A 13,217-nucleotide genomic window follows, 5' to 3' on the forward strand; every position below is an offset into this window, starting at 1 on the left:
CTCAGAAGTTCACTTTGTTTTTTACCTATATTCTGTTTAATTTTCAAAGAACTGTGCAGTTCTCCTTTTAAGAGAACATTATCATTATATTACCGACATAATGTGATGTCAATCGCCTGAAGCGTTGTAATCAGAGTTATTCGGCAACGTTGATAATAATAACATTTTATTTCTGGCCCCAGTAATATAAAATCTCAGATTCAGGAGAATATCTCCTTATCACTCTATTTTTCAATTATTTACTCTGTTTTCCTCATCATGATACACACGGTACTGTTTTTGTTTTGCTTGAGTGATTTATCCAGTCATTTTCAATAATGCATCATTTCTTCTCAACTCATTCCTCGGGTTTTTAGCCCCGTCTTTTGCCTCTCCTTTCTACATTTCCCTCCTCATTATAGATATTATATGTATTGATGATGCGTAAATTCCCTTGAAATTTCCTGTAAGTACATGGATTCTAAGAATCCCATCTGGTATTTTCAATAAAAAACCCTCGTAATATGCAGCACTACTGCTGCACATTACGAGGGTCATATCGGCTTCTTGATTAGATGATACCTGTTTTTCTGTACTTTCTGATGACGATGATGTAGAAGAAAGCAAAAAGGACTAAGCCTTTAAATACACTTGATATTGTAATCGCCCACCAGACGCCATTCAGTCCCATACCAAGATTTCGCGAAAAATAATAGGCCATAGGTATCCTAAGGACATTGAAGACTATTCCTACAACCGAAGGATAGACAGTCTTTCCAAGTCCATTGAATGCGCCCTGATTGGAAATTTCAAGCGTCGAGAACCATTGTGAGATGGCAATGATCATAAGATAGGATGCCCCCATAGCAATGGTTTCCGGTTCACTGACAAAAATGCCGAAAAGCTGTTCTGCATAAAAATATAGGAATAAGGTTGTTGCGACCCCAATGATCGACATGAGTCTCAACCCTGCTGCATAACCCTTCATAATTCTTTCGTATTTCTGTGCGCCATAATTCTGTCCTACAAATGCACTGATTGCTGTGGAATATCCGTTAGCTGTCATCCATGTGATGGATTCGATCTGAGAGCCAAGTTTCTGAGCCGCTATGGCTCCAGGACCGTAGACTGATATGATTCGCGCTATAATCATTCCGATTATGGAGAACAGACCGTTCTGTATGCCTACAGGGAATCCCAGTTTGACGATATTCCGGATTCTTGTATAATCCACTTTCCTGAAGATATTGATCTTAAAGAAAGGATCTCTGCTGGTGGCCATAATAAATATGAATATCACCGTAACCAGAAGCTGAGCGAGGATTGTAGCCAGAGCCGCTCCATATACACCTAGTGCCGGTATCGGCCCAATACCTCTGATCAGTAAGGGGTCAAGGATCATATTGGTTCCCAGGCCTACAAGATTGATCATGAAAGGCGTTTTGCTGTTTCCTGAACCGTTGAAAATCGAAGTCAGGACCGGATTTATGAACATGAAGAGGATTCCTGAAGCAACTATCGTAAGATAGCCTACAGCCATTTTAATGACTCCTGCATCACCCAGATTGAAGAAGGCAATGAGCGGTTCCCTGAAGAGAAGTAGCAGCAGACCATAGCCTGCGGCAAGGATCAGATTGAGATGTATGGCGCTTCTTGCATAATTCTGAGCACCTTCTTCGTCATTCCTTCCCAGATGCTGCGCAACAAATACTTCTGCACCTACCTTAGATAAAAGTATCAGAGAAAAAGCAAACCAGGAGAAAAACCCTGCGGTTCCCACTGCTGCAAGCGAATTGCTGCCCAGTTTGCCTACCCAGAACATGTCTGTGATATTATATGTCATCTGTACAAAAGAGGTTCCCATAATAGGAATCGCCAGTCTTGTCAGTGTCGTACTAATTTTTCCGTGAGTCAAATTGACCTTTTCGCCCATGTTATAAGCTCCTTGTTCCTGAATAATCGCAGATGTAAAAATCTACCAAATAATTATACCCCATGGATATCTAATTAACTAGAAGCTCCATGGGGATAATTATTTTAAATAATATAAGATTTCTTACTTAGCGCTTTCTAAAGCCTTGTTGACAGCATCCTTGATTCCTGTTGAGGAAACAGTTGCGCCTGATACAGTTTCTGCATCATCAGCAGATGTCTTGCCTACGATTGCTGGAATAACTGCTTCTTCAGCCTTTTCCCAGATACCTTCTGTTTCAGCATGTTCGTCAACAGTGATGTCGGAAACCTTGCCTTCTGCAACAGTTACTGTAACCTTGATCGGACCGTTATGACCCTGTGCTTCACCATTGTATGTACCGTCTTTAAGAGCGGATGTTGATCCACAACCAACAAGAACACCAACTGAAAGTAAGGCAGATGCTGCAATCTTTACGATTTTCTTCATATATGATCTCTCCTTTTTGCATTATGTTTTTTTCAGGGATATCACATCATGAGTATCCTCGAACAATCTCATTTTAGCCTTTATCCTGATTTTTTTCAATATAACCTTAAAGAATTAAGGAAATATCTATAATATCATAGAAAAGATTTAAGTATTCCATATTCATTATCTTTACTGTATACAAGGCTTAGGACTTTTCCTCTATCATCTTTGCCAGACTTGAAGGAGAGCCTGTACTGGTCAATTGTGGCATTCTTTTCTTCAACTTCGGCCACCATCTGAGTAATTTCAAACTCATCAATCAATTTACCGTCAAGGAGAGCCTTAAATGAATGCTCATCTTTTTCCGGTGACAGATGATTCTCTCCTCTTTTCATTTTCCCAAGAGAAACCAGTTGAAAGGTTGCCGTATAAACCTCCCGATTCACAGGAAGCTCACGAGAAAAGTGGATGAATTCAATATTACCGAGGGTAACATTGATCCGATGCGGGATATTCGTGCTGATATTTGCATGGGTAAATGCAAGGTATTTCTCCCCGTAGGAATATGTACCAATGACCGAACCGTTGGTCTTTTCATTGATCTGCAGATAATACTCTCCGTCTTCATTGGTGTATCCGCTGCCAAGGACATTAAAATTTCTGTCCACAAAAAGAACCTCCGCGTCTGCCAGAATATTGCCCTCATAATCTGATACGATTCCGTTAATCTTACCCATCTCCGTCACCTCCTGTTGAACTCTAATAAGATACTACCATACTCCTAAGGAAAAACCATATTTTTTGCACCAAAAGAAACCATGCAGCGGGAGTGAACAGCTGCATGGTTTCTTTATGCCTTTTTACTGGCAGACTTTTCCAGGATTAAGTATGTTTTTAGGGTCAAAGGCGAGTTTGATGTTCTTTAAAAGAGTCATGTAGGATTCATCATACTGTTCAAACATGTAAGGTCTCTTTGCAAAGCCTATGCCATGTTCTCCCGATACCACGCCTTCAAGCTCTCTGGCTCTTTCATACATGCATTCAAAGACATCTCCGAGCTTCTTCGCCCACTCTTCATCGTTCATATCATCTCTTAAGACATAGACATGTAGATTACCGTCACCAGCATGACCGAAACTTCTGATTCTTACATCAAACTGTTTCTGAAGATCATTTGTATAGTTGATGAAATCCGCCACCTTGTCTCTAGGCACGCATACATCGCATTCATCGATTTCGGAAGTGGATGCTTTCACCGCTTCAAGGAAGGCTCCTCTGGCGGACCATATGCTCTGTTTTCTTTCGTCCGTATCGGAGATGAACACATCAAGTGCACCGGATTCAAGGCAAAGTTTTGCTACAGTGTCGTAGTTTCTTTCCACTTCCTCTGTGGAGTTGCCATCAAAGGAGAGAAGCAGGTAGGCATCGGAAGAATTATCGGGAAACTTCTTATCCAGGAACTTCTCTGCAGCCAGGATGACCTCTCTTTGCATGAATTCAATGGCGGTAGGTGCAGCTTTTGATTTGATGATCTTCGGTACTGTACTGATCGCCATATCAAGGTTAGGGAATGGAATAAGCAGACTGATGACCTTCTTAGGTAATGGAAGAAGCTTGAGTGTCGCTTCTGTGACGACTGCAAGTGTTCCTTCAGAGCCGCAGATCATATCTTTGACACTGTACCCTGAACTGTTCTTGACCACCTTGCCACCGACCTTCATGATATCACCGTTAGGCAGAACGACTTCAAGGCCACGCACATAGTCCCTTGTCACGCCATACTTCACAGCTCTCATTCCTCCGGCATTGGTATTGATGTTTCCCGCAATGGTGGCAGTCTTCTCACCTGGATCAGGTGGATAGAAGAAATCTCTTTCCTCTACATACTTGGCAATATCCATGAGCATGACACCTGGTTCAACGGTCAGTGTAAGATTGTTCTCATCCAGTTCTCGGATCTTTGTCATTCTTGTCATATTGATCATGATGCCCCCGTGTATAGGGACAGAAGCTCCGACCAGGCCAGTTCCTGAGCCTCTTATGACCACAGGTATGTTGTTGTCATAAGCATATTTCATGACATCTGACACATCCTTTGTGGAGAGAACTTCAACCATAACTTCGGGCATGGCACTGATGCCGCCCAGCTCGTCATGACTGTAATCTTCACTGATATTTTCCCCTGTATATACTCTTTCTTTACCAAGCAGTTCAATGAGATGATTGACATCCTTTGTATCCAGTTTTTTATAGTTCATCATTACGCCCCCTTAGCGATCTTCACTTTTTCGATGAGTTCAGGCAATACCTCGTAAAGATCACCTACGATTCCATAGTGAGCCACATTGAAGATAGAAGCATTTTCATCATTATTCACAGCAAATATGTATTCAGATCCATTCATTCCTGCAGCAAACTGTACAGAACCTGAGATCCCTAATGTGATCATGAGCTTAGGCTTGACGGTTCTTCCAGAAAGTCCTACCTGTCTCTTGGCATCCAGCCATCCTGATTCGACAAGAGGTCTTGTCCCTGCGATCTGAGCATTGAGAAGATGTGCCAGTTCCCTGACCATTTCCATATCTTTTTCGTTTTTCACGCCTCGCCCTACCGCTATGATGGTTTCGGCATCGGAAATGCTCACTTCCAGAGCTTTTTCCCTGACTTCAAGAACTTCGATCCTAGATGCGAGCTTTTTCTCTTCAATCATACAAAGAACCACTTCGCCGCAGGCATCCTTTAATCTTGTCATGGCATTCATGACTTTGTAGCGCACAGTAGCCAGCTGAGGTCTTGTATTCGGTGTCTTGATCTGTGCCATGATGTTACCGCCGAAGGCTGGTCTGATCTGCACAAGATCGGTATTCTCCTTGATATCCAGAACAGTACAGTCCGCTGTAAGACCTGTTCTGAATCTTGCTGCCACTCTTGGCGCAAGTGATCTTCCGATTGTCGTTGCGCCGACAAGTATGGAAGAAGGCTTCACCTCATCGATGAATTTCTCAAATGCAGCTGTATAAGGTTCTATTCTGAAATCCTTAAGCTCCTTATGGTCATAGACAAATACTTTGTCCGCTCCATAATGCAGAAGTTCGTCTGCCTTGTCTTTGATCTCATGTCCCAGAAATAGAGCATATACCGGGAAACCGACCTTATCTGCCAGTTCTCTGGCTTTACCCAGAAGTTCCATGGTCACCGGGTGAATATCCCCATCCACATGATCCACGTAAACTGCAATACCCTTCCAGAGAGATTTGTCCACGGTTTTAACCTGTGCTTCCTCCACAAGTTCCATTACCCCTTTTGGTCCCTTATTCACACAGATCTTGCACATCTTGCAGCCTGAATTGATTTCCAGTTTCCCTTCATTTTCTTCCAGAGCATGGAATGGACAGATGTTTATGAGTGTGATCATATTTTCCGGTGTAACGAGATGTTGGTTTACTTTTAATGTTGACATATATCTTCCCCCCTATACAAGTTTAAGCTCAATGAGCTTGCTGGACACATTATGGACAACCTGAGTTGAGCTTCCCTTGAACATTTCACGTTTGTCGTTTCCGGCTGGCGGGAAGATTCTTTCCACCTGAGTGGGTGAACCGTTCAGTCCATACTTCATAATGTCCTGATCCTCAAAGTCGCTGAATGTGATTAAGGTGATTTCTCTGTCCTTTGTGGCTACTTTTCTCTTGTAGGAAGGAAGTCTTGGCTGGAAGATATCCTTCTCCACTGTCAGGAGACAGGGATATTTAACTGCAGCAACTTCAATGGTATTTGGCATATCCATTTCCACAACAATTGCATCTTCTCTGTACTCGACGATCTTTGTGACATTGGCCACGTGAGGAATATCAAGATATTCAGCCATTTCTGGTCCTACCTGTGCGGTATCGCCGTCTGTAGTCTGTTTTCCGCAGAGAATAAGATCAAAATTTCCGAGCTTCTTCACTGACTGTGAAATGGTATAGGATGTGGCAAGAACATCCGCTCCTGCAAATTTTCTGTCTGAAATCAGCGCACCATGATCTACCCCCATCATGAATGCTTCCTTGATCACTTCTTCAGCCTGCTTAGGTCCCATGGTCACAGCAGTAATGCTTCCGCCCTGTGCTTCCTTGATTCGAAGAGCTGTTTCCAAAGCAAAGAGGTCATAGGGATTCATCTTTGAATCCACTCCGTCACGCTTCAAGACACCTGTCTTTTCATCTACTTCAACCTTGTTGGATCCAGGCACCTGTTTAATACACACTAATATATTCATATTTCCCTCCATAAATTTAATTTTCCCTAATATTGTTTACCCTAAAAGTCCCATAAGAAGAGGTACCAGTATGACTGTCGCAATCCCAGCTATGCCGATGGAAAGTCCACTCATTGCTCCTTGGGTTTCTCCAAGCTCCATGGCTTTTGATGTCCCCACTGCATGAGCCGCTGTTCCGATGGCAACACCCTGCGCCACATCATCTTTGATTCTGAAGAGCTTAAGCAGTCCAGGTCCGATGACGGCTCCTGTGATACCTGTCAGAACGATCACCGCAACTGAAAGGGATACGATGCCGCCGATTTCTTTGGAGATTTCCATACCGATCGCTGTAGTGACAGACTTCGGCAGCATGGATACTGCAACGCTTAAATCGATTCTGAAAAGCTTTGAAAGAAGAATGACGCTCATGATGGAGGTTACGCTTCCTGCAAGGATACCCACAATGATGGGTACAAAGTCTTTTTTGAGAAGTTCGATCTGCTTATAAAGAGGAACTGCAAGCACCACCGTAGCTGGTCCCAGGAAGAAAAGAATGAAGCTACCGCCTAAATCATACTTTTCCTTTGGGATCCCCAGCCCCAGAAGGAACACGATGACAATGATGATGGCAACAAGCAGCGGATTGACCAGCGGATTCTTTGTCTTTCTGCTGATGAGGATTCCGATCTCAAAAGCGATGACCGAAAGCAGTATCCCGAATATCGGTGTATTGAGTAATCCACTCATTAACTTCTCCTCCCCTTAAGCAGCTGTACAGTCCATCCTGTTACCCCAACAACAAGAACAGTTGAAATGATGACGATCATCATGATGGGCAGCCATGCGCTGCCGATGACATCAAGACTCGAGATGAGACCTACACCTGCAGGAACAAACAGAAACGCCAGATGGTCAAGGAGAAATTTCGAAATCATTTCGATGTTCTCCAGTTTAATGACTTTAGTCATGAGGAGAATAAAAAGAATGACCATGCCGATTACCGTTCCAGGTATACTGATCCCGGTGGACATTCTTATTCCTTCTCCCGCAAGCAGGATAATGAGTATGGTACCGAATTGTCTGAGTACTTTCATAGGATCCCCCTTAAAGTTATTGTGGTCGTATGGTCATTTGGTATGACCAATTTAAATCGTTAAATAAATACTAGCACAGGAATGGAAACGTTTAAAGCATAGTTTATAAAATAACATTCTCTCATTTATCCCCATCTGCTGTCCTTTGCTCTCCGCCCCTGAAGTTTCAATGTCTGCAACTCAAGGACTGCGAAAAAATAATTGAATTTTCGTATGAAATCGGTCACAATAGTATGAATATTGATATATCTTTATCAATTAACCTGTTTCATTTCCCTATAATTTTGTATAATGGAAACATATAAGGAGATGAATGGAATATGCTTAAGAAAATATCGGTTCTGATCTTTTCTATCATTCTGATGCTCTTCATGGCATCGTGTGGCAGTCGTTACGTCCAGACCGATGATGAAATCCGCCAGGTCATCCAGGAAGAACTTAGTTGGGACGCTGAGCTTCAAATAGTCGATTCCATCCATCGTAAGGATACACTTCTTGTGATCTATAGCTATGGATCAGAATATGGCATTGCGGAATTCGAAGAAAAAGACAGCCGCTACAGGCTTAGATTCACATCTATGATGTATGATCGAGGCACCGATCTAAGAAGTGCACCATTATCACTTGACTATCTGTTTGTAATAAACAATGAGAACTGCACTTCTCTTCAGATTATCGAGAATGGAGCTGAGCATCTGATCGAAGTAACTGATCTCCCCTTTGTCTATGTTCACGAGCATTATGGTGATTTTGAATACAATTTTCTGGATAGAAACGGAAATCTTCTTGATTCATAGAAAATTCCCGTAACCCTACAGCTTAAATATAAGGAGGATCTCATTTTGGAAGGATTAGCTGCCGTCTTCACCTTCATCATCCCCGCAGCTGCTTTATTTCTCATCATCTTATACGCCGTAAAATTCGCCATTCTTGAAGCCCATCGGGAAATCAATGAAAAAAAGATAGAGCCTGCCGAAAAACCGGACAGCCAGTGACTCATTATTTAAACTCATGTTATGAAGACTATGGTAGGGGATTCAGATGAATCTCCTATTTTTGTTTTTCAAGAAATCTGAAATCACAGATAGAAGGTGAATATACAAAAAAAGGCTCCCCTTTTAAGGGAGCCTCCAGAATACTCTTTGCCATCCATCTTTATTCTCAGTAGATGTCCATATGCCTGATGATGAGATTCATATGATCATTCATCACCTTTGCCGCTTCCTTCTCATCATGGGCAGCAAGAGCCTTGTAGATATTTTCATGATGCTCAAGAAGTACCGATTTGTTCTCATCCTTATTGATGATGGCTTCTCTTGCTTCCTTGATGAAAGAATCCATCAGTGAGGATACTGCGGTCAGGATACTGACAATCAGTCTGTTTCCCGATGCTCTTGCGATGAGGTAATGAAGCTCCTTGTCAAGAACCACATTGTCCTTCTCATCCGGTTCGCCTTTCATAAGTGCAATGATCTCTCCGATACGTTTCAGATCTTTTTCACCGATTTTCTTGGCTGCTAGGGTAGCTGTCTCAATTTCAAGAACTCTTCTCAGTTCCAGAATCTCTGAATTCCTGCTGTTCTGAAGGACAAACATCAGTGACAGAGGTTCGATGAGATTGTCCTCAAAGCTGTCCCTGATATAGTTTCCCCCACCCTGCTTGCACTCGATGAGTCCGATGATCTGCAGAGCTCTTAGGGCTTCTCTCACCGATGTCCTTGAGACCTGAAACTTTTCCACAAGCTCTCTTTCCGGAGGCAGCTTGTCTCCCTTTTTCAGTTCTCCGCTGGTGATCATATATTTGATCTGTTCGATAACCTGTTCATAGACCTTTGTATTCTTTACTGGGGTAAACACAGTCCCACATCCTTCTTCACTTTACGCTCGTTTTCTTTCATCTATCTTCATTTCCATTATCCCGTATACGCTGAAACATTGCAATACAGGACAGAATCCGGATGTCATACAGATTTTTACAGCTTAGAATATCTTTCTTGTCCACTCTTCGCAGTTCCAGATGTGTGTTGCGATGTCCTCATAGAATTCCTTTTCGTGAGAAACGAGAAGAATGGTTCCCTTATACTCCTTAAGTGTTCTCTTCAGCTCGTCTTTCGCATCCTGGTCAAGATGGTTTGTCGGTTCATCAAGTAGAAGAACATTGGCGTCTCTGTTCATGACCTTTGCCAGTCTCACTTTAGCCTGCTCTCCTCCGGAAAGGACAACGATCTTTGATTCGATGTGCTTTGTGGTCAGGCCACATCTTGCCAGTGCGCTTCTAACTTCGTACTGGTTGTATCCGGGATATTCCGCCCAGAAATCTTCGATACAGGTCTTATAGTTGTCCCTTGAACCCTCCTGCTCGAAGTATCCGATTTCGATGTTCTCGCCGGTCTCGATTTCTCCGCCAAAAGGTGGAATAAGACCCATAAGACTCTTCAGCAGCGTGGACTTACCAAGACCGTTGGCTCCTGTCAGCGCAACTTTCATGCCCTTTTCAAGATAGACATTGACAGGCTTTGTCAGCGGCTCATCATATCCGATGACAAGATTATCGGTTTTGAAAATCAGCTTTCCGGATGTTTTTCCGATCTTGAACTCGAACGTCGGCTTAGGCTTGTCCTTCATAAGCTCGATCTTGTCCATTTTATCCAGTTTCTTCTGTCTGGATTTCGCCATATTGGATGTAGCCACTCTCGCCTTGTTCCTTGCGATGAAGTCTTCAAGCTTGTTGATTTCCTGCTGCTGTCTTTCGTATGCAGATTCTACCTGCTTCTTCTTGGCCTCATAGATCATCTGGAAATCATCATAATTCCCCACATATCTTGAGAGTTCCTTGTTTTCCATATGATAAATGAGATTGACCACTTCGTTGATGAACGGGATATCATGGGAAATCAGCATAAAGGCATTCTCATAGTTATTGAGATAGATCTTCAGCCAATTGATATGCTCCTCGTCAAGATAGTTTGTAGGCTCATCAAGAAGAAGGATGTCCGGAGATTCAAGCAGTAGCTTTCCAAGAAGCACCTTGCTTCTCTGTCCTCCTGAGAGTTCATCCACCTGTTTGTCAAGGCCCACATCACGTAGTCCTAGACCTCTAGCCACTTCTTCGACTTTTGAGTCGATATTGTAGAAGCCGCTGTTATCCAGGATATCCTGAAGGGTACCCATATCGTCCATAAGTCTGTAAAGCTCCTCTTCTGAGCAGCTGCCCATTCTATCTCCGATATCAAGGATTTCCTGTTCCATGTCAAAAAGATACTTGAATGCGCTTCTCAGCACATCCTGTATGGTTGCGCCTTTTTCAAGGCTTGAATGCTGATCAAGATACCCCACTCTTACACGATTCGCCCATTCCACTGTTCCTTCATCGGGCTGCAGTTTTCCTGTGACGATATTCATGAAAGTGGACTTTCCTTCCCCATTGGCACCGATGATTCCCACATGTTCTCCCTTAAGGAGTCTGAAGCTCACATCTTCAAATATTGCTCTGTCTCCAAAGCCGTGGCTGATGTTTTTTACTGTTAATATACTCAAATTTAATCTCTACCTCTATTCTTTTTTCGTCTGATGCTTAAGCCATTTCCATGGCTAAGATTTCTCTTCTTAAATAATCCAGTGCAGTTATGGTCGCACGGACGCGTATCTTTTCTCTGCCTCCGGTAAAGTAGTGCTTGAACACAGTGACTTTACCTTTGACCCCGATACCGATATATACAAGACCGACCGGTTTTTCTTCGCTGCCTCCGGTGGGTCCGGCTATACCTGTAGTGACAAGACATACATCCGCTCCGGTTTTCTCATAAAGACCTTCTGCCATCTCTGTGCAGGTCTCTTCACTTACTGCGCCGTAGGCTTCAAGTGTAGCCTCATTCACACCCAGATACTTCACCTTGGAAGCATTGCTGTAGGTGATGAACGCCTCTTCCAGCACTTCCGACATGCCGCCTTCATAGCCCAGCAGCCTTGATGCGATCATTCCGCCGGTTACGGATTCCGCTATGGCGATGGAGCGTCTGTTCGCCACAAGTTCTCTACCGATGACATCCTGAAGAGTATCTTCATCTGTTCCATAGATATACTCTCCGATTCTGTTTCTGATTTCCTCTTCCACAGGCAGAATCATGTTTCTTGCCTCTTCTTCATTTTTCGCCTTCGCAGTGATTCTCAGTATGGATTCACCGTCTTTTGCATATGGCGCAACAGTAGGATTCTCACTGTAATCAATGAGATCTTTGACTCTTGTTGCCATATCCCATTCACCAAGACCGATGCATCGGAGTGTCTTTGATATTATGGTATGCTCCATGAACTGAGAAAGGAATGGTTTCACCTTATTTTCGAACATCGGCACCATTTCCTTCGGTGGTCCTGGAAGATTGATGATGAAGCGGTTGTCCTCTCCCTTTATGATGCAGCCGGGTGCTGTACCGTTAGGATTGTCAAGAATGATGGAACCTTCAGGAAACATCGCCTGCTTCTGATTGCCGTTCAGCATCGCACGGTCGTTGTTTCTGAAATAGGACTTGATCACTTCATAGGAAGGCTCATGAAGAACGAGTTCTTTTCCAAGAACCATTGCTGAAACTTCCTTTGTGATGTCATCAGATGTAGGTCCAAGACCTCCTGTTGTTATGACGATCTCCGTATCCTTAAGTGCCTGTCTGAGTGCTGTTTTCAGCCTTTCCTCATTATCCCCGACGGTCGTCTGTCTGTAGATGCCGATACCCAATAGGGCAAGCTCCTTTGCCAGATACTGAGCGTTGGTATTGATGATGTCTCCTAAAAGGAGCTCAGTGCCCACTGCCATGATTTCTGCATCCATTATCTCATCTCCCCTTCTTCAAAATGCCTGGTATCTCCATAGAGCATGATTTCACCTACTTCGAGGTCCGTTACCCGCACCATGGAAATGCTGGCCTGTTCAACTACGGGTTTGGTCCAGAATCTGATGAAACCTTCCGGGCTGAAGCAGCTCATAAGCGCTTTCAGTGTCACCCCATGAGTGACCACAAGGATATTTCCTTCCTTGTTTTCCGAAATGATCTTCTCCAGCGCCTTCTTTGCGCGTGCCAGCATTTCATCAAAGTTCTCGCCTGTATTTTTAACGAACAGATGGGGTCTCGTCCAGTAATTCTCGAAATTCTCAGGATCTTTCACTCTGATTTCCTCAAGTGTCCTACCTTCCCATTCGCCCATATTCATTTCTCTAAGTTCATCTAAAAGTTCGATTTCCAGATCCAGATCACCCTTTGCGGAAATTGCGGTCTTAACCGCTCTTTCACTAGGGCTTGAGTAGATCTTATTGATTCCATACATCCTTACGGCCTGATTGAGCTTCTTTCCCTGAAGGATACCCTTCTCTGTCAAAGGTGAATTCAGCCATCCCTGAAGTCTTCTTTCTGTATTCCACTTTGTTTCACCATGTCTGGTGATATAAAGATTTAGCATACCCTGCCTCCTGCCTTCATTTTCTAACCTATCTATTCTATCATAATCTGTCCTATTCACAAAACAA

At 43.3% G+C, this 13,217-nt stretch carries 14 protein-coding genes; 2 read left to right on the top strand and 12 right to left on the bottom strand.

Annotated features, from left to right (window positions below):
* Positions 1-550: 550 nt before the first annotated feature.
* The 8 genes from RTX25_RS12735 to RTX25_RS12770 form a co-directional block, all read right to left on the bottom strand.
* On the bottom strand, positions 551-1,912 hold the full coding sequence (locus RTX25_RS12735; protein WP_312654264.1) for an MATE family efflux transporter: 1,362 nt from the start codon (positions 1,910-1,912) through the stop codon (positions 551-553).
* 123 nt (positions 1,913-2,035) lie between these two features.
* A complete protein-coding gene (locus tag RTX25_RS12740) occupies positions 2,036-2,380 on the bottom strand; it encodes an FMN-binding protein (RefSeq protein ID WP_312654265.1) in 345 nt (114 codons plus the stop codon).
* 134 nt (positions 2,381-2,514) lie between these two features.
* On the bottom strand, positions 2,515-3,099 hold the full coding sequence (locus RTX25_RS12745) for a carboxypeptidase-like regulatory domain-containing protein (RefSeq protein ID WP_312654267.1): 585 nt from the start codon (positions 3,097-3,099) through the stop codon (positions 2,515-2,517).
* A 123-nt stretch (positions 3,100-3,222) separates the two neighbouring features.
* A complete protein-coding gene (locus tag RTX25_RS12750; protein WP_312654314.1) occupies positions 3,223-4,620 on the bottom strand; it encodes an FAD-binding oxidoreductase in 1,398 nt (465 codons plus the stop codon).
* 2 nt (positions 4,621-4,622) lie between these two features.
* A complete protein-coding gene (locus tag RTX25_RS12755) occupies positions 4,623-5,822 on the bottom strand; it encodes an FAD-binding protein (RefSeq protein ID WP_312654269.1) in 1,200 nt (399 codons plus the stop codon).
* A 12-nt stretch (positions 5,823-5,834) separates the two neighbouring features.
* A complete protein-coding gene (locus RTX25_RS12760) occupies positions 5,835-6,623 on the bottom strand; it encodes an electron transfer flavoprotein subunit beta/FixA family protein (protein ID WP_312654271.1) in 789 nt (262 codons plus the stop codon).
* A 36-nt stretch (positions 6,624-6,659) separates the two neighbouring features.
* Positions 6,660-7,352 (bottom strand): LrgB family protein, encoded by a 693-nt coding sequence (locus tag RTX25_RS12765; protein WP_312654273.1) that lies wholly within the window; start codon positions 7,350-7,352, stop codon positions 6,660-6,662.
* On the bottom strand, positions 7,352-7,699 hold the full coding sequence (locus RTX25_RS12770) for a CidA/LrgA family protein (RefSeq protein WP_312654275.1): 348 nt from the start codon (positions 7,697-7,699) through the stop codon (positions 7,352-7,354). Before RTX25_RS12770 ends, RTX25_RS12765 begins: the two co-directional genes overlap by 1 nt.
* A 320-nt stretch (positions 7,700-8,019) precedes the next feature.
* On the opposite strand from RTX25_RS12770, the gene RTX25_RS12775 reads away from it, so the two are divergent.
* Together RTX25_RS12775 and RTX25_RS12780 are read left to right on the top strand one after the other, a co-directional pair.
* Positions 8,020-8,496: a hypothetical protein gene (locus RTX25_RS12775; RefSeq protein ID WP_312654277.1), complete on the top strand. Its 477-nt coding sequence runs from the start codon at positions 8,020-8,022 to the stop codon at positions 8,494-8,496.
* 45 nt (positions 8,497-8,541) lie between these two features.
* Positions 8,542-8,694 (top strand): DUF6019 family protein, encoded by a 153-nt coding sequence (locus RTX25_RS12780; protein ID WP_312654279.1) that lies wholly within the window; start codon positions 8,542-8,544, stop codon positions 8,692-8,694.
* A 166-nt stretch (positions 8,695-8,860) separates the two neighbouring features.
* Here RTX25_RS12780 and RTX25_RS12785 read toward each other — a convergent pair whose 3' ends face one another.
* The 4 genes from RTX25_RS12785 to RTX25_RS12800 form a co-directional block, all read right to left on the bottom strand.
* Entirely contained in the window at positions 8,861-9,556 is a 696-nt protein-coding gene (locus RTX25_RS12785; RefSeq protein WP_312654281.1) for a FadR/GntR family transcriptional regulator, read from the bottom strand.
* Between the two features lie 123 nt (positions 9,557-9,679).
* Entirely contained in the window at positions 9,680-11,236 is a 1,557-nt protein-coding gene (locus tag RTX25_RS12790) for an ABC-F family ATP-binding cassette domain-containing protein (RefSeq protein WP_312654283.1), read from the bottom strand.
* A 37-nt stretch (positions 11,237-11,273) separates the two neighbouring features.
* Positions 11,274-12,524: a competence/damage-inducible protein A gene (locus RTX25_RS12795; RefSeq protein WP_312654285.1), complete on the bottom strand. Its 1,251-nt coding sequence runs from the start codon at positions 12,522-12,524 to the stop codon at positions 11,274-11,276.
* Positions 12,524-13,150, bottom strand: a complete 627-nt coding sequence (locus RTX25_RS12800) for a histidine phosphatase family protein (RefSeq protein WP_312654287.1) — start codon at positions 13,148-13,150, stop codon at positions 12,524-12,526. The genes RTX25_RS12795 and RTX25_RS12800 overlap by 1 nt, the downstream gene beginning before the upstream one ends.
* Between the last annotated feature and the right edge of the window lie 67 nt (positions 13,151-13,217).

Origin of the sequence: Proteiniclasticum sp. (assembly GCF_032054185.1) — a bacterium.
Classification (GTDB): domain Bacteria; phylum Bacillota; class Clostridia; order Clostridiales; family Clostridiaceae; genus Proteiniclasticum.